Annotated in this window: 13 protein-coding genes; 6 read left to right on the top strand and 7 right to left on the bottom strand. The window is 43.7% G+C overall.

Annotated elements, in window-relative coordinates:
* Positions 1-86: 86 nt before the first annotated feature.
* Positions 87-797 (top strand): murein tripeptide amidase MpaA, encoded by a 711-nt coding sequence (gene mpaA / locus ACWYVB_RS07070; RefSeq protein ID WP_053808187.1) that lies wholly within the window; start codon positions 87-89, stop codon positions 795-797.
* Between the two features lie 19 nt (positions 798-816).
* Here the strand turns inward: mpaA and ACWYVB_RS07065 are convergent, their stop codons facing one another.
* Positions 817-1668 (bottom strand): MurR/RpiR family transcriptional regulator, encoded by an 852-nt coding sequence (locus ACWYVB_RS07065; protein ID WP_248380431.1) that lies wholly within the window; start codon positions 1666-1668, stop codon positions 817-819.
* Positions 1669-1910: 242 nt separating this feature from the next.
* On the opposite strand from ACWYVB_RS07065, the gene murQ reads away from it, so the two are divergent.
* The 3 genes from murQ (at position 1911) to ACWYVB_RS07050 (ending at position 5500) form a co-directional block, all read left to right on the top strand.
* Complete coding sequence (gene murQ / locus ACWYVB_RS07060; protein ID WP_188010499.1) at positions 1911-2813, top strand: N-acetylmuramic acid 6-phosphate etherase; 903 nt, start codon at positions 1911-1913, stop codon at positions 2811-2813.
* 28 nt (positions 2814-2841) lie between these two features.
* Entirely contained in the window at positions 2842-4296 is a 1455-nt protein-coding gene (murP, locus tag ACWYVB_RS07055; RefSeq protein ID WP_457528497.1) for a PTS N-acetylmuramic acid transporter subunit IIBC, read from the top strand.
* A gap of 148 nt (positions 4297-4444) precedes the next feature.
* Positions 4445-5500 (top strand): porin, encoded by a 1056-nt coding sequence (locus ACWYVB_RS07050; RefSeq protein WP_408680830.1) that lies wholly within the window; start codon positions 4445-4447, stop codon positions 5498-5500.
* A gap of 89 nt (positions 5501-5589) precedes the next feature.
* Here ACWYVB_RS07050 and ACWYVB_RS07045 read toward each other — a convergent pair whose 3' ends face one another.
* Together ACWYVB_RS07045 and ACWYVB_RS07040 are read right to left on the bottom strand one after the other, a co-directional pair.
* Positions 5590-6255: a Type 1 glutamine amidotransferase-like domain-containing protein gene (locus ACWYVB_RS07045; RefSeq protein ID WP_457528494.1), complete on the bottom strand. Its 666-nt coding sequence runs from the start codon at positions 6253-6255 to the stop codon at positions 5590-5592.
* 37 nt (positions 6256-6292) lie between these two features.
* Positions 6293-7204: a LysR family transcriptional regulator gene (locus tag ACWYVB_RS07040; RefSeq protein ID WP_301660167.1), complete on the bottom strand. Its 912-nt coding sequence runs from the start codon at positions 7202-7204 to the stop codon at positions 6293-6295.
* An 88-nt stretch (positions 7205-7292) separates the two neighbouring features.
* On the opposite strand from ACWYVB_RS07040, the gene catC reads away from it, so the two are divergent.
* On the top strand, positions 7293-7952 hold the full coding sequence (catC, locus tag ACWYVB_RS07035; RefSeq protein WP_457528492.1) for a type C chloramphenicol O-acetyltransferase: 660 nt from the start codon (positions 7293-7295) through the stop codon (positions 7950-7952).
* Positions 7953-8008: 56 nt separating this feature from the next.
* Here the strand turns inward: catC and ACWYVB_RS07030 are convergent, their stop codons facing one another.
* The 4 genes from ACWYVB_RS07030 to ACWYVB_RS07015 all read right to left on the bottom strand — a co-directional run bounded on the left by ACWYVB_RS07030 (position 8009) and on the right by ACWYVB_RS07015 (position 14272).
* Complete coding sequence (locus ACWYVB_RS07030; RefSeq protein ID WP_457528491.1) at positions 8009-9688, bottom strand: DUF342 domain-containing protein; 1680 nt, start codon at positions 9686-9688, stop codon at positions 8009-8011.
* 251 nt (positions 9689-9939) lie between these two features.
* A complete protein-coding gene (locus tag ACWYVB_RS07025) occupies positions 9940-11967 on the bottom strand; it encodes a tRNA(Met) cytidine acetyltransferase TmcA (RefSeq protein ID WP_457528490.1) in 2028 nt (675 codons plus the stop codon).
* Positions 11968-12072: 105 nt separating this feature from the next.
* Positions 12073-13047 carry a ParB/RepB/Spo0J family partition protein gene (locus tag ACWYVB_RS07020; RefSeq protein WP_006740903.1) on the bottom strand — a complete coding sequence of 325 codons (975 nt, stop codon included), beginning with the start codon at positions 13045-13047 and terminating at the stop codon, positions 12073-12075.
* Between the two features lie 7 nt (positions 13048-13054).
* Complete coding sequence (locus tag ACWYVB_RS07015; RefSeq protein WP_005374503.1) at positions 13055-14272, bottom strand: AAA family ATPase; 1218 nt, start codon at positions 14270-14272, stop codon at positions 13055-13057.
* 1240 nt (positions 14273-15512) lie between these two features.
* On the opposite strand from ACWYVB_RS07015, the gene ACWYVB_RS07010 reads away from it, so the two are divergent.
* Entirely contained in the window at positions 15513-17483 is a 1971-nt protein-coding gene (locus ACWYVB_RS07010; protein WP_005392102.1) for a replication initiator protein RctB domain-containing protein, read from the top strand.
* Positions 17484-18690 lie beyond the last annotated feature (1207 nt).

Below are 18690 nucleotides of genomic sequence, written 5' to 3'. Positions count from 1 at the left end.
CAACCGTTGACGAGTTTAAACGGTTCGGTTTAGCTAGGTTTAATTAGCTTAGATATTGATACTACTTCATCAATCAGGAGATTACGGTGAGTCTAATTCCAAGAACGGAAAGAGCGGCATTTTTAATTCGGCCAACAATATACGGTCAATCCGTGCTTGGTGCGCCATTACTGTATTTTCCGGCACAAGTCGAAAGTGCTTCGCGAGGTTTGATTTTAGCAGGCACTCACGGGGATGAGACGGCCTCGATTGCAGGTTTGTCCTGCGCGCTAAGAAGCTTGCCTGCTGAAAACTTACGACATGATGTGATTCTGTCACTGAATCCGGACGGCAACCAGCTAGGCACACGCGCAAATGCAAACCAAGTGGACCTCAATCGCGCGTTTCCAACCCAAAATTGGACTGAGCATGGCACAGTGTATCGATGGAGTTCTCACACACCCGTTCGAGACGTAAAAGTGAAAACTGGCACTAAAAACCAGCTAGAGCCAGAAGTTAGCGCATTAATTAACTTGATTGAACTGCGCAAGCCAAAGTTTGTGGTGTCGTTTCATGAACCGCTTGCGTTTGTAGATGATCCCAAACATTCCGACCTTGCCAAATGGCTCGGCGAGCAGTTCCAGCTGCCAATCGTAGACGATGTCGACTACGAAACACCCGGCTCATTCGGCACTTGGTGTAGTGAACGTGATTTACCTTGCATCACGTTGGAGTTACCGGCAATTTCTGCCGATCTCACCATTGAAAAACATCTCTCCGCTTTTATTGCTTTGCTGAGGCACGATCCGGATCTTTAGTCCACTGTTGAACAAGCGATCATGTGAGGATCTGCTTGATATCAGTACTGATATCGCTGATCAACTGACGGGCACTGTCGTCTCTTTGCTGAACCAAGATGATAAACAGCAAATCGGTGATCACGTTTTGCGCGGTGCGTGAAGCAATGGATGAGCTGCGATGTTCCGTTTCATTGGCAATCGTATCAAACGTAATATCGGCAATACCGCGCAAGCGGCTTCTCCCAGGAGCAGATAACGCAATCACCTTCGCGCCCTGCTCTTTTGCCGCTTCTGCCGCGACGAGAATTTCTTTGCGCTCACCCGAAAACGAGATTGCGATCTGAACATCTTCTGGAGAGAGCGTGCGGGCAACAGCAATCTGCACGTGGCTGTCTTGTTCAGAAAGCGCCGTAATACCAAGTTTAAGCAGTTTAAAGCTTAAATCCTTCGCGGTCAGTGCAGAGCCCCCAATCCCGACCACTTGCACTCGACGCGCTTCACTCAACCATTTCACCGCTTGGTGACACGCTTCATAAGACAGCGCATTGGTGGTTTGAAACATAGCATCTGTTTTTGCTCTCACCAGCTTTTGTGAAATAACCGCGATGGGATCGTCTGCCAAAATATCACTGTGCAGCGGTGTCGACTGCATCGCATGCTTACGGCCAATCTCTTCATTCAGAGCTAACTTAAACTCGCTGTAGCCTTTAAAGCCGATACGCTGAGTAAATTTCACAATGCTCGATTGACTCACTTTTACTTGCGCCGCAAGTTCTTGGCTAGTGAGCAGCGCGGCCTTTTCTGCGTTTTCAACAATCCAATCGCCGACCAAACGACCACTTTGCGAAAGCTGAGTACGCCTCGCGACTATCTTATTGACAACTGACACAACAAAAACCTCAAAAAATTTAAATAAATTATTCCAAAACAAAAATAATTGGAGTTTGATTTAACTACATGATTATTCTAACCAAGCCAGTTTATACCGGATGTAATGGACGTATATTTTCTCTCATTATTCCAAATTTCGCCTACACAAAGAATAACCTCAAGTGTGATTTTTATCACCAAAACAGAATATTTTATTCCATAGAATCGCCCTCAGATTGAACATTACGAAGAGTGTAAAACATGAAAATTGATTTAAGCCGATTGGTGACAGAAAGCCGTAATCCAGCCAGTGCAGAGATTGATACGCTTTCGACCATCGAGATGCTGCAAGTCATTAATGAAGAGGATCAAAAAGTCGCGCTCGCGGTCAAAGCGGTACTACCACAAATTGCAAAGACGGTTGATGCAATTACCCAAGCGTTCGCCAATGGTGGCCGTTTGGTTTACATGGGAGCTGGCACATCAGGCCGCTTAGGAATTCTTGATGCGAGCGAGTGTCCTCCAACCTACGGTACGCATCCAGATATGGTGATTGGCTTAATTGCTGGTGGACACCAAGCGATTTTGAAAGCGGTAGAAAACGCCGAAGACGACGTGAAAATGGGTCAAGACGACTTAAAAGCGCTTCACCTCACCAAGCATGACGTGGTTGTAGGCATAGCTGCAAGTGGCCGCACGCCTTATGTGCTAGGTGGTTTGGAGTACGCTAAATCCATCGGAGCTACGACCGCATCTATCGCCTGTAATCCAGAATGTGCCATGGCAAAAGCGGCCGACATCGCGATTCTGCCGATTGTTGGCGCAGAGGTCGTTACTGGATCTTCTCGCATGAAAGCCGGCACCGCACAAAAACTGGTGTTAAACATGCTCACGACAGGCGCAATGATTCGTAGCGGTAAGGTATTTGGTAACTTAATGGTGGATGTAGAGGCCACCAACGCCAAGCTCATCCAACGCCAAACCAACATTGTTGTAGAAGCAACTGGCGCATCAAAAGAAGAAGCAGAGCGAGCATTAAATGCCTGCGCTCGCCACTGCAAAACTGCCATCTTAATGATTTTGGCCGATTTGGATGCCGAACAAGCCAAATCACGCCTCGCCGCGCACAACGGTTTTATTCGCGCAGCACTAAATAATAACTAAATAATCCGAGTTCTGAAGGATAGACCCTATGGCAAAAATAACTTCAAACACAGTATCGCAGTTGCTGTCCGCAGTGGGTGGCAGCAGCAACGTAAGCAAATGTGGTAACTGTATGACGCGTTTGCGTTTATCGCTCGCCAACAATGGTTTGGCTGATCAGTCAGTTATCAAGCAGATTCCCGGCGTAATGGGTGTGGTGGAAAGCGATGAGCAGTTTCAGATCATTCTCGGTCCCGGAAAAGCTCAACAAGCGGCTGAGATGATGAATCAATTGATCGACAGCTTAACCTCTGGTGACAGTGAAGAACCAGATATGCCGCAACAAGATCTTTCTGCCGTCGCGGCCGAGCAGAAAAAACAGATGAAGAGTAAGCAAACCAGTGCGGTTCAGCGTTTTTTAAGCAAGTTTGCTACCATCTTTACGCCGTTGATCCCTGGCTTTATTGCCGCTGGTTTGTTGCTAGGTTTTGCGACGTTATTGGAACAGATGTTTGTTCTCGACCAGACACCAAGCCAGTTTATGTTGGATTTGATCGCCTACATGAAAGTCTTTGGTAAGGGTCTGTTTGCTTTCTTAAGTATTCTGATTGGTTACAACGCGCAGCAAGCGTTTGGCGGCTCTGGTGTTAATGGTGCTATTCTCGCCTCTTTGTTTGTGCTGGGTTACAACCCAGAGGCTACATCCGGCATTTACTCTGGCATGAACGAGTTTTTTGGCTTTGCGATTGATCCACGCGGCAACATTATCGGCGTACTTTTGGCAGCGATCATCGGTGCGCAAGTCGAGCGTAAGGTTCGTCAATACATGCCTGATGATCTGGACATGATCTTAACGTCCGTTATCACTCTATTGATCATGGGTGCGGTAACCTTCTTGATCATCATGCCGATCGGTGGTGAGCTATTTAAAGGGATGTCTTGGTTGTTCCTCAACTTGAACGATAACCCATTAGGCGCTGCAATCTTGGCAGGTTTGTTCTTAATTTCTGTGGTATTTGGCATCCACCAGGGTTTTGTTCCAGTGTACTTCGCATTGATGGAAGCACAGGGCTTTAACTCGCTGTTTCCTATCCTGGCGATGGCTGGTGGCGGTCAGGTTGGCGCGTCAATGGCGCTGTATTTCAAAGCCAAAAAAGACGCTCTACTGCGTATTCAAGTTAAAGGCGCTATTATTCCTGGACTTCTAGGTATTGGCGAACCATTGATTTACGGCGTGACATTACCACGCGTAAAACCATTCGTTACCGCTTGTATTGGTGGCGCTGCGGGCGGCTTCTTTATCGGCTTAGTTTCTTACCTTGGCTTGCCAGTTGGTCTTAATACGGTGTTTGGCCCGTCCGGTATCGTGGCGATTCCTCTCATGACATCAGAAAATGGCATCTTCCCGGGCATGATGGTGTTTGTTGCTGGCCTGCTTATCTCTTACATCGTTGGCTTCCTCGCGACTTACTTCTTTGGCAGCAAAGACGTCGATTTAAGCTAAATCATTCTTCCCCTATAGGAATGGACTAGCTCGCGCCCTTGGCAAACAAGGGCGCACCCTCTCTCTACTTCACGACAATTTTTCTTATTCCGCTACTCGGAAGGGGCTTTGTCGTACCTAAAACAATAGAAATGAAAGGTCGTTAATCATGAAAAAGCACATTTTGACTCTACTTATCCCAACATTGATGGCATCAAACGCAATGGCAGCGCAGCTGTATCAAGCGGAAGATGGGTCAGTTTTAAATATTTACTCTCGTCTTGGTTTCAATGTCACCAGTAAAAATGATGAGCACGGCGATACAAATGGCGAGTTTGATGGCCGTATTGGTTTAAACGGTTCACAAACCATCAACGAGTACGCGTCGATCATCGGCCAAGCGCAATACCAAGTGGGTGCTGCTGAATACGCAAACCAAGTAAACGACAAACCGTCTCTGACCGCACGTTATGTATGGGCGGGGATTGATGCGAAAGATTATGGTCGCATTACTGGTGGTCGCGTGGCATCTGGATTGATTATGTTTACCGACATTGGTGATGTGTTCGCCTCTTCCGATGTTTCTATGGCGCGCCAAGCGAATAAAGTCGACAAAACCGCGACGCAAGTTTTCCGTCAAGATGGCACGCTGCAATACCAAAACAGCCTAGGTAATTTCGATTTTTCTGTCGCGTACATTTTAGGAAACAACACTTCTGAACTCGACTACGGTTACAACACTGCACTGCGTTATACGCTAGATATGGGGAATTTGGGTACCTTGGCACCAGTGGTGGCGATGCAGAAAAATAAAGGTGATGCACGTGAAAGCAACGACACCGATTACACATTCTGGGGCGCAGGTACGCGTTACTACCTAGGTGATTTGATGTTGGGTGCGTTGTACTCGGAAGATGAACTAGAGGGCTATTACTCACAAACCAGCACCGATAAAGTGATGGAATTGACGGCGGTTTACAGTGTAAATGACAAATGGGCACTGCGTGCTGGTTATCGTTCTTTAGAAAACAGTGATGGTGACGAGCTAGAGCTGAAAGATACAACGCTAGAAGTGCAATACAAACTGACGCCTCGTTCTTCTATCTACACAAACTACGTTGATCGTAACGGCTCGCGTGGCTACAGTAATGGACAAGAAGTCTCGTTTGGCGGTGCGCACGCAGACGAAAGCTACTACCACTTAGGTCTGCGTTACGAGCTGTAAGCACGATACTTAATGTAAGTTAGCTGAATCCATGAGCTTCTTCTGTGTCCGGTCAGTAGTTATTGCCTTTAATGCTGATTTGAAGAAGCTCACCCTCGTAATATTTTTTCTTCGTTACCTGTTTTGACCAACACGCCTGCATCAGGAAAGCTGGTGACAGTAGCTAACAATTTTCCATCAACAAAGTGCAATGCCGCATAATCGTGAATGCCATAACAAGTGATGCTCGGTTGAGAACGAGCAAAGGCTTGGAAAACCTCGAACTTCTCACCTACATGAGAAAAATGCGCCGCAGCCAAACCGTCAATTAATCCAAGACAACGCATAACTTGGTATGCTTCGGGATCACTGTCTGTCACCGCAAACTCAAACCAACAAATTGCACCAGCGCTCATGCCACAAATGATGATGCCTTGTTCATAGCACTGCTTGAGTATTCTATCGATTCCCCATTCGCGCCAAATGGCCAACATCGAACGCGTATTACCGCCACCGACGTAAATGATGTCTTGTTCAAATAGCGTTTCTTTCCAACCAGCTTCAAACTTAAACAGCGGAAAATGGGTCACGTTTTCACTAAGCTTCGCATCGTAAAAACGTTCAATCACTTCATCGGCGTCTCCCGTGGCTGTCGGTAGAAAACAAATGTTTGGATTCTCCTTACCAGACAAAGACAAAATGTATTGATCGAGCGGGCTCGGATTCTCTCCCATCATCCAGCCACCACCACCAATCGCAATACAGTGTTTTCGCATTCCTTTGCTTCCTCTATTGTTACTAAGTTTGCTGTCGCTATTCGCCGACAGAATATATGTTCCTAAAGTGATCAATGAACGCTCGCGTTCTTCTTGGTAAGTGCTCACGTTTTGGGTAAAGCAGATAAAGCGGCAAAATCGCATCCGTTTGCCAATCTGGCAGCAAACTCACGAGTTGTTCTTTTTGTGCAGGTTCGAGTTCGGCCAGCGCAAATTCATCTAACATGGCAACACCACAACCAGCCAAAGTAGCATCCAACATGGACCGGACAAGATTAAAACTCAGCGTACTTTCTAACCCAATACTGCACTGCTGCTGAGTTTGCTTATGCGTAAACATCCATTTATCTAACACCAAGTCACGACTTTTATAAAGGATGTGCTCCAAGTCGCAAAGCTCCTCTGGCGTACTTACATTTGGTTTATCAGCTAAATAAGAGCGATGAGCGATCGGTTTACAGTGTAAAGTGCGTAGCTGATGGCCGACGTATCCCTCTGGAGGAGTATCGGTAAAGTAGAATGCGATATCAAACCCAGCCTCAATCAAGTCGAGAGGTGTCTCTGTGAAGATCACTTCGACGCTCACTTGTGGATGTTGCAATCGAAACTCTATCAATGTTTGGCTGAGTAACGCGGCTCCGAAAGAAGCAGACGCCGCTATTCTCAATTTTCCCGATACGATCTCGTTTGCCATGACTTGCTCATTGATCTGCTCAGCGCCTTCGAGCAGTTGCTTTACCTGCTGATAAAACCGCAAACCATCGTAGGTCAAATTAAACTGGCGCGTAGTTCGCTGAATAAGCTGCACCGACAATATGTCTTCAAGCTGTTTAAGTTGCCGACTTACATGCGCATTCGAACAATTCAGTCGCTTTGCTGCGCCAGCAATACTTCGCTCCTCGCACAAAGCGACGTAAAGTGGTACGTAGCTGAGCCATTTTATTTCCATACAGTAACTCTGAATCTCTAAAATCAAACTACTGGAAATAATAGAAAGCCTCTAAACTCTGTACAACCTAAATTTGAAAGGATGAGTTGTGAGTGTTTTCGACACGTGGTTAAAAGGTCAAATCATTAAAGATCACATCACTAATCCCAATATCATCGTTGGCGATTACAGCTATTACTCGGGCTTCTATCATCAAAAAAGCTTCGAAGAGCAAGCGGTACGCTACTTGTTGGGTGACCCCGTCACACTTCAAGAATGGCAAAGTAGGGAACCCGATAGCATCGACAAATTAATCATTGGCAAGTTTTGTTCCATCGCTTCTGGAGCCACCTTCATGATGGCAGGAAATCAAGGTCATCGCATTGACTGGATTTCGACCTTCCCCTTCTCTCCTGAAGAATTTGGAGAAGGCGTACAAGACGGTTTCGAGCGTGCCGGAGACACGGTGGTGGGGAACGATGTTTGGATTGGCAGTGAGGCGATGATCATGCCCGGAGTAAACATCGGCGATGGAGCCGTCATCGGAGCACGCGCCCTAGTGACGAAAGACATCCAACCTTATTCGGTGGTGGTTGGAAACAACCAAGTCGTACGTCAACGATTCAGCGATAAAGAGATTGAAACTCTACTCAATATCCAATGGTGGAACTGGCCAATAGAACAAATTAAACAAGCAATGAAAGTAATGTGTAGCAGCCAAGTCGGTGCGCTTGCGGACTACTATCAAGAGCACATTGTCGATTTTTAGTTAAACAAAAGCCCACACATCTTGTTTCGACATGTGGGCTCAGTAAGTAAGAAAGCTTAAACCGCAGCGACGTCCTCTTCTTCCAAGTTCGCCGAGACTTGAATTTCGTATTGATTGAAACGGAACGAACAACCGCCATGAGTACGCTTTGTCGTTACTTGCTCGTCGCCAAACTGCACCGTCACACGAGTGAAGACACGCTCTTTGGCTTCGACAATATTTTCTTCTAACGCGACTTCAAAGTCATGTTCCGTTTGTTCTAACTTTTGCTTTATCGCTTCAAGCTGCTCGTTGTTTTGTGTTTTCATCACATCAATCTGAGCTTGTTCTTCGTTGGTACGTTCGGCTTTAGGACGTTTCTTAAATTCGAGCTCTTTACGAATCACATCCATCGTTCCTTCTTGAGCACGTTTGTATCGATCTGTGAGCTCTGCTAATCGCTCCTTAAATGCAGAATATCGCGCGAACGCTTCTACCTTAGTGGCGGTGTCGCCTTCTACGCCCAATTGTAAACACACCACTTTGTCACCGACTTTTGCATCCCCGCCGCTGAGCGTACCGTTCCTACCGTTCGCATCCAGCACCGTCAGATTGCGCCCACAAACAATATCGTTATTCATGCTGTGCACCGCCAACTCAATATCTTCGCCGGCTTGCAAATCACAATATTGGGCGTAGCTGGCACGAATCGAACCTTTGGCTTTGACGTGACAACTCTTTGGCTGACCATCACTCACGGTGTGGCCAATGATCCCTTTACCGACTTGGATGTCGTCTTGTGCTTGTACGTCAGCCGATTCAATGAAGCCGCCTACAGTAATAGAGCCCGTCGCTTTAACAATCATTCCGGATTCAATGTTGCCACCGATAATCACATTCCCTTTGAATTTCACGTGACCTGTATTCACGCCAACGCTATTGAGACAGAGTGCGTTATCAACTTCAATGGTTTTGTCTTTAATTAGAGGCGTACCGGATACCGATGCAATCAATAGGTTTGGGTCGTGCTTGCTTATCTCGGTGCCCTTGCCTGGCTTCATTGGGCTGTCTTTCCCGGCTTGTGGAGGAATCACTCGCCCTTGAACAGTAAAACCTGGCGTACCTTTGGTCGCAGGCGTGCGGCGCATCACCTCATCGCCTACGTCAACCGCGATAGTTTCACCGAGGTTACGTAAATCAATTTTGTCGCTAGCAGATTGGCCGTCTTTGGGTTTGAGGATGCGTTTGGTGATGTCTTTAACGAGAGGAGTAAAAAGAGCGTCTTTGCCTTTGATAGGTTGCTTACCAACCGCTACAGGTTGAGAAAAAGTTTCGCCTGGTTTGAGCTGAGTGCTGACAACCAACACTTTCTTCAAAGCCAGTTTGTTGATGCCTTTCGAAACTCGCGCTTGAGCAAGGGCTTGAACAATCTCGGGGCCACGTAAACCTCGGCCTCCGTACGCGCCGACAACGTTCATACTGGCGAGCATGTCATTATTCGATAATTCAACCTCAACTTGCGCGTTGCGTTTTTCCGCAATGACGATGCCTTCGTAGGCCTCGGCTTTACGTTCTTTGGCGCAGTTAATGAATCTCACGACTTCCCCCTCAACAACAAACATCTTTTCAGCGTTCATTGCGACGAGCTGCTCGTTTAATTCATTTTGATTTAGCTCACCACCGAGGTCCACTTCTCCCGGAAGACGGGCTATCACCTTGGTCTTATCTTCAGATAACTCAAGACACAGCTTCCACATACCCTTACCACTTTGCTTCCCATCAACACTTTCAGTCTACCCAAATCCGTTTTCTGAACAAACCTCGCATTTCTTATTATAGGGCTCACGTCACTAAAGAAAGTAATCCATCAATAACGGTTAAACAGATATTAAGAAAGCATTTCGATTTAACCTAAAGCTCAATCAAAATACACGCTGAAATAAAAAGGAGCTGGATTTACAGTGTAAAATCAGCTCCTAATAATTTCATTTACAGTGTAAATTTCCCTTTAGTGTTTACAGTGTAAATCGTTCCAAATGTGCTTTACTTCGTCCCTTAGCTGCTGCTCAACTTGCTTTCTTCCAGGTAGCCCAAATTGCTGAGCACATTCAGTCCAACTACGGTTAAGAAAAAGCTTACTGATCATCAAGTCGGAAGCGGAGTTCAAACCTAAGTTAAGTAACCACTGCTGAAGCCAAGCAGACACGGACTCATAACTGTTACCACCATCAGCATAGCATTCAATTAGTAATAACTTAGCGGGATGAAGTGGACTCATTCCCAAAGGTTGCGGTAATAGAGCTCGAAAAATTGAGGCTTCTAATTTTGGATAGACGTCAGCCACATTGTTAGACAACATTTCTTCAAATAGCGCCTGAGATTCATCGACCCAAGCCGTCTGTTTGGAATCACAAGCTTTGACCATCAAGACTGAATAACAACCGCTAGCAGCATCGCGCATTGACCCTAAGCGAATTGCACGGAAGTTCGATTGTCGCCAGAAATAGACCAACTCTTCCGTCGCACCGAAACTCGTGGATAAGTAAGCAATGTGTTTAGCCGCCATTTGCTCAAGTTGCTGCAGCATTTTTTGACCGATGCCTCTTCCTTGCAATGCCGGATTAACAGCAATTCTCATGACTCGCAGCGTCGATAGCTTCGCAACATTGGGGAATCCAAGGTGGTTTGCAATCGTAACTGGGGCTAAGTGTCCTTTAGGACGACGCTTACCAAGCTGAATTTCTTCAACCAATTCGGCGTCAAGCCCACCCTCTTCGACCGCTAATATTACCCCCACAACCGCATTATCTTGCTTAGCAAAATAGAGCTGACTGTTGTCGTCTTGCAAAAGGTGAATCAAATCATTCGGCGAGGTCTGATAATGAGCATTAACCAAAAGAGCGAAGCACTCACGTAGCAAACTAGGCTGCGATATCAAATCGTCCTTATCGGCTTTAGAAAGGGAAATTGAGTCGACCTGGTTAAGTTGATGGTGCGTTAACTCCGCATCCAACAAAAACGCGTCATAGAGCCATGATTCGAGCGCATCATTCATGCTCCAGCGGATGGGCTGTGTCATGTGCCATGTTTTCATTCCCGAACGCTGTTTCTGAAGCCAATCAACAAATTTAATCGTAAAGCCCCGGCCACAACCTTCATAACCGTGAATAGTCGTAGAAAAAACGAGTCGATGATAATGTTCGGTAATGCTTTTAAGCATAGGAACTGGAATTGCAGCCGCTTCATCGACAAGTAACAAATCACATTCAGGTCGGCTCGATAGAAGTTCGTCAGGAGCAATGAATTGAATGGCTCCCTGCCCTGATTCTAATCTGTCCTTCCTAATACGCTGCGCATTAGGAAGTAACCGCAAAGCATGTTGGTAAACAGGCTCAACAGCTTTTATAGATGGTGCCGTAATTAAGATTCTAAATGGCTTCTGCTGTAATAAGTTCGCACAAGCAATACCAAGTGCGCTTGTTTTTCCACGCCCACGATCAGCGGTCAAAATTAATGGTCGCTTTCGATGTCCTGTCACCACCTTTTCAATTAGAGAAATGGCATGTTCTTGTTCCGTGTAGTGGCTTACTTTTTCTGCTTGCTTGATGTCTGGAGCCGTTGGCAATGGTTTGTCTTGCTCAATAACAACGAGCTTCTCCCATTGTTTGTGCATCCATTGCTGAGCAAAGTTCGGAGTTTGTCGCGGCTCAGTAATGATAATAAGAAGGCCACCGCCAACCAATGTGCCAAGCGCGGCGGTAAAGCTATTTGCGTCAAAACCATTTCGAGCATCAAACAATAGAACGTCACACTCTCTGCCTAACAACATGTGCCCTTGTTTAGGCGAAACACTGTATGCGTTCTCCAAACCAAAATCGCCGACACAAAACCAACGTTGATACATCTGTGTTTTATGGAACTCTGACACCAATGCATCTTGCCAAGAAGACTCGCCTTGAATGACGATGCCGAATCTTTGGAAAGATTGGTGAGCTTGTAGTTGAAGTGATGAAAGGAAATCAGATTGTGTCTGCATTTTGTCTATCCAACGTTGAACTGACGCAATGGTATCACATCTTTAATTTGACGCTTCTCAGATATAAAAAAACCGCCCGGAGGCGGTTGATTCAATCATCTTTTGTTATTGCAGCTTGTTTTGCACAAAGGCAAGAATCTCTTCCATCAAGCTGTCGTCAACTTTCTTCAAGTTCAACGCCAGACTGCTACCTTTTCGGCTGTAGCTTGCTCGACCTTTTACTAAGTCGACTTTTTCGGTCTTCTTGCCAGGTTTTGCTGGTGCAAGCTCAGCAATCCAGTTTTCGATGCTTTCCGTGACTTCTTTTGTCAGACGAGCAACGCCTTGAGCTGTGCTTCGCTGCCATAAAAAGCCTTCGCTAGAGCGACACTTATCTAACAGCTCTTGCTGCTGCTCTGGCGTCAACGTTGAAAACTGTTTGTGCAGTTTCACAATAGTTGGACGACCAAGATCGCCGACATTGGGATACGCTTGAAGCAGTTCTAACGGTAATGCCGCCGCTTTTAAAGCGCCACTTACTAACGCTTCACTACACTGGAACATTTTCGCCAATGCTTTCTGATCTTCAGCTTCACCACTATCTAGTTTAGCCTGCATCTCTTTACCTTTTTCGTACAAAGAGAGCGGCTTGTGAGCATTTGCCACATCAGACAAAAACTTAGCATGGTCAGTATTGATGTTGTCAGCAACATAAACCAAAAAATCTTGTTCAGCGAGGATACAAGACATGCGACGACGGCTACCATCTAAAACTTCAATCTTGCCATCTTTAGTTCTACGACCCACAGCTGGATATTGTTGGCCACGCTCTTTGAGTGTGACTAAAACATCAGATAAAGCATGTTCGTTTAAGAACGATTGCTCACGAGCGTTATCAACAAACACCGTTGTTTCTGTCGCGACTTTCTCTGCAGGAATACGAACAAGTTCAAACTGAACAATATTTTCACCTGCGACAGCTAGCTCAATCGTTTGAGCTTTTTCTTTTGCCGCGGTTTGCGCCTCTTGTGGAGTCACAACACGACGTTTATTCGTTTTGCCAAATAATTTCGCGTTTAATTCAGACGTTTTCAAAGCCATTTACTTATTACCCCTGATTCAATGACGGCCAATTAGAATGCAGCACACGCTCTAATTCCAGTGCGCTTTTATGAACAGCGTCTTGTGCGGTGGCTAGCGTCTTCTTACCGCCTTCAAAATCGCTTACTGTCAGATCAAATACTGTGCTGTAGGTATCGGCACAGGTTTCAAACGCACGGCTACGAGGGATAGTAGCCATCATAACTTGGTCACCTAGAAGATAGTTCATTTCAGTTAAAACAGAAACTTGCTTCTTATTGTCGTCCTCAAACATGGTTGGCATCAAGCGAACAAACTCAAGACCATTCCAGTCTTCCGGAAACATTTCATATACCGTAGGCAAATGCTGGAAGAAGTTTACTGTTGAAGCCCAGTCCAGACGCTTAGCCGCACAAGGGATTAACAAAGCATTTGATGCATACATCGCATTCCATACTAGTGGGTCAACGTGTGGGCCGGTATCAATCATGATGATATCGAAGTCATCAGCAATTTTATCAATCAGTTGCTCTTTTAGCAGACGAACGATATCGAGTGATGGGTCTTCAGATAGCGTTTGCCATGCTTCAGCATTAAACATTGCGTCTTCTGGAAACGCTGAAATCGACTTTAAGTTCGGGTATTGCGTTGGCAGCAATACGTTTTTACGCAAAAATTCACTGTCAATTTCTACACCATCAGGCACATTACCCAACATAATGTCTACAGCAGAATAGATATTGTCATGCTCTGCCATGCTGATTTGTGGGTTGAGGAATAAACGTAGCGAGCCTTGTGGGTCTAAGTCGATTAAACAAATACGGTAGCGTTTATCCAAATTTAGCGCTAAACATGCCGCTAAATGGACCGCTGTCATTGATTTGCCTGTACCACCCTTCTGGTTCTGCACGTTAATAATCCAAGGTTTGTTACCTGAATTCTTCTTACGCTCATGAAATTTAGGCACTTCAGCCGCATCCATAAGCATATGTGCTTCTTCTAACGTAATTGAATAATGATTTGCGTTATTTTTAGTAAATTGATGACCAGCCGCTTCCATCTTACCAATCGCGTCATCGAGCTTACGACGAGTTAAACCTGAACGGGTTTCCATCATCGCCTTAGACATTGGTGGGAAGTAGTTATCGCTTCGCTCTTCTAAAACAATTTCAATACGGTCAGCTTGAACCTGCTGAGTCAGCTCCGCCAACTCAAGAAGGTTTTCAATCGTTTTTTCTCTTTTCATGCCAAATTCCGTTGGAAGGATTTATGCTTGCAATTGTACAGCAGTAAAGACCAAAAACAACAAAAAGGTGCACGAACATTTTGAATAACCATCACATAAAAAAACACTCAAATCGACGCTTTTATGATTTATGGTAAAAAACATAACTATTTTTAATTAAATAATCTTAGAATAAATGGACACCTTAAACTTAAAATTAAAAGTGTTACAGCGTCACTCATTTACAATGTAAATCAATTTTCTACCGGAACGATTATATTCTTAAGCTAAATTACGGATTATGTTAGGCCAACCTAATTTAAACAAAAAATAGAAAGCAATCTTTCAAAATGAACGCTAATAACAACCTTGATCATGTATCCGAGCCAAAAAGGGCAGTTCAAGTGATGTTCCTATGGAAGTATGATCAAGGTATGCTTATGATCATGCTTCCATGATAAAACACAAATACGAAAGCATGATCATGGAAAAATAGAGTAGACGAGGGTGTAAACACGCGGATTAAATAAGATCCATCAATCGGAAATATGATCAAGCTATAGAATCTCTCGGAAGCATGAGTTTTTGTCTCTAATTTACGGTTGAATGCAGTCAGAATGGGGGATGGAGAAGAAATTAGTGGATAGAGAAGCCGGAACAATGAAATTGTTCAAGTTACTATGATAAATCTTACTCTTATGATCATGCTTCCTAAGAATAGTCCGAAACTAGGTTTTACTGCGGAATAAGAGCTACTTGGATGCATTTTCATCACATGAGTAATTTATCATCAATATTGTCTCCAGAACGATAGCTATCTCAGCTCTTGATCATCGATCCGAGTATCAATAACATCGACAATGCTCAATAAAATTCTCATTAAGATCATTATTAAACACAGCATCTGTGGATAACCTGTAAAAACATCATGATCATCGTTTCATGACTCTTTTGATCATCTTTTCATAAACTTAATGATCATGCTTACGAGCAAATGTGATCATGCTTTCAGGCTATTGTTGATCATAGTTTCAGAATTAACATGATCATAGTTCCGACATGCATGAAAAAAATCACTTTATAGAACATGCACTTAGCGGCAAAACGATAGCCAGATCATTAGATCATATAATCAATTAAGATCAGATTAATCAAAAAGATCAGTTATTTAAAAAACAATCTTTTTTCTTTATTTATGATCTGTTTTTCTTTATTCTTCGGAACCATAGCACAACTACGGCTAGTGTGATCTGGATCTAAAATGACGGCTGATGAAAAAATTCTGATTAAAGCACCTAGAAGCCATAAGGATGGCCATCTTTTTGAGGTACATGAATCCTCTGCAGATTGGGTAGAGCAGTACCAACATTTCAAAGGGGTGACCAAAAGCATCTTAGAGTTGCTTAATCTGATCTCATTGCGAGGTTTCAGCAGCAAAGATGGATTGGTTTCAACCACAGAGATTGTGGAAGCGACGGACGGACAACTCACTCGTGCAGCTCTGCAACAACGCTTACGTGCAGCAGTAAACATTGGTTTGTTTACTCAAACTCCAGTGCGGTTTGAAGAAGGACTTGCTGGTAAGACGATGTTACATAAGTTTGTTAATCCTAATCAGCTTATTTCAGTGTTGGGTGCAACAAGTCTTGTTACAGACAAAGTACGCCAAAACGAAAAGCAAAAACGTTCAAAAGCATTGGCTCAAACCCAAGTGAACAAGCGTTTGTTGAATGAACATGGGTTGAATACCCCTCCAACGATGAAAGATGAAGCCGATCAATTTGTCGTGTCTCCAACGAATTGGGCTGGGATCATTGACCAAGCACTTGCACCACCAAGAACTCGAAAAAGTTATCAGAAATCCATGGTGTCGATCTCTGGCACCAAAGCGGTTATTGAAACGCGATCATCCAAAAATATCATGACTGTGGATGATCTGATGACCTTGTTTGCTCTGTTCACGTTGACCGTGCAATACCATGATCATCACAAAGATCAGTATCAACTCGACGCAGCACACGTGCCGAACAAGACGCCGTTATACATTACTGATATTTTGTCGCTTCGAGGCAAAAAAGACAGTGGTCCAGCACGTGATTCTATTCGCGACAGCATTGATCGTATTGAGTTTACCGATTTCCAGCTGCATGAACTTACTGGTCGTTGGCTAAGTGAAAACATGCCAGAAGGATTCAAAAGTGATCGTTTTCGTTTTCTTGCTCGAACCATCACTGCGTCTGAAGAAGCGCCTGTAGAGGGAAGCGATGGTGAAATTCGTATCAAGCCAAACTTGTACATTTTGGTTTGGGAGCCTTCGTTTTATGAAGAACTATTAACGCGTGATTATTTCTTCTTGTTCCCACCAGAGATCTTGAAGCAACATACTTTGGTATTCCAACTGTATTCTTTCTTCCGTAGCCGCATGGTGCGTCGTCATACTGACTGCATGCTGCTGAGTGAATTAAACCAGAAGCTGGCACGTAACATCGAATGGCGACGATTCTCGATGGATTTGATCCGAGAGCTGAAGCGTTTATCGGATGGTAAGGGAACGGATGAGCTGTTTGTGGTGAATTTGTGGGGTTATCACCTGACGATCGAAACTATGATCGAGAATGACAAAGTGATGGACTACCAGATCGATATTAAATGCGATGTGGAAGAAGTCTTACGTTATTCACGTGCGCGAACAACCAACGCAGGAAAGCGTAACATGGCGCCTACGCTGCCAAACCCACTTCGTAATGAGATGGTTACCCGACAACAGCTTGAAGAGCTCTCAGGCATCATAGACGGCGAATTTGAGCCTATCCAACGCAAAGCGCCATCTCCAAGAGGGAATTTAGGCCGCCGCGTGAAGCAAAGAAAACACCTGGTAGAGATCAATGCAGACGAGATCACCATTACTTTATCTAAATATACCTCACCAGAGGCTCTAGAACGCAGTATAACGGCTTTATCTGCGATGACAGGGCACTCGTATGCCTCAATCAAAGAAGAGTGTTCTGATTACATAGAGAAGCTTGATTGGCTAAGGGTAGGGGATGAGCCAATTCCTTATGAGACATTAAGCAAAACCGTCGAGCTGTTTAACACTCAAAATGATATTAAGCATCTTACCATTGAGCGCTTGATTGCTGGATTAGCGGTACGTCGGAAGGTGTGCCGTCAAATCTTCGATGGCCATATGGATGAAATGGTATTCCGCGCTCTGGATGAAATGGCGATTTAAAAGCGTTGCTTGATACACATCAAGCAATAGGCGTGGCGTATTGATTTGAAATGTAACAATGTCTTTCGATGATAAAAAACAGACTTAACTCTAACAAATCACTGACATTAGGAGCCAAGCCTGAGACTACTATTTATCACGAATAGACAACCTTTTGTCCTTTCTGATGATTAATAGATTGGCTCATATTGTTACATTCATTCTGAATAGACTTCGCGAGTTTCTCCTCAGGAAACTCGCTTTTTTTTATTTCTGCATTTCCAATTAACACAAAAACCAACTTTTGCTATTGTATATAAAACTTTTTGTAATCTAGAATATTTATTTAAGAAAAAAATAAGATTATTACTTCAAATGAGTTAAGTGAAAAATAGAATGACAATAGCCAATAAATACTCGTTACACCTTCTAAAAGTAAACTTATAACTTAAGGTGAAGCTTACTATCAAATAGTGGATAATAAATCTCTTAAAATATAGCTATTAGTATAAATATATCAATGTGGCTAAGTATGTTTTAGTTAGATAAAATGATTTTATTACAAAAATAAAAAGAAAATATTAAGAGTTGGTATTGGTTCTCTTTATATAATTGAATTTTTAATGCTCCTAAAAATAAGAATTAACCTAAAAAGTATGTGATAATTACACATAATAATTTCACTTTTCATGTAAACGAGTCTAAGGTGGATGAAAACACATAATCTTGTCTATATCGATATTTATATATCGTTGATTCGAGTTATACAAATGAAAGCTTAGGCCTGTAAAACTAAAAATGTTATTGAAGACCATTAGAGAATGGAAATTGACCTTCTATACTGTAAATAAAGTGATAATTTAAAAAATTAGCTAGCTTGTAATTATTATACTTCCTTTTCAATAAGCCCCTATCTTAGAGGATCTTTGTACTTTGTAGGCGAACTATTAGGCTTTTTAGAAAAATAAATTCATTACTGAATGAGATTGTATCATTTAGTAATGAAACTAGTGGATATGAGTCTGTTTTTTTAATTATAAACCTAATATGTGCAATCAGTGAGTGTGAAATGAGTTTTAAACTATTTATTATTTCATTCTCCTGACTTTTTATTGACAAAAGTAATAGTATTTGAGGTATCATATGTCTTGTATACCGAATCAACTTGAAGATGCTGGCTTGAGAACCTGAAAATTATCATTAATTCGAGATGTCAAAGAGCCTGCGA

This window comes from Vibrio sp. JZG10, assembly GCF_054064075.1.
The sequence above is the reverse complement of the archived record's forward strand: the minus strand, read 5'-3'. Positions and strand labels throughout refer to the sequence as shown.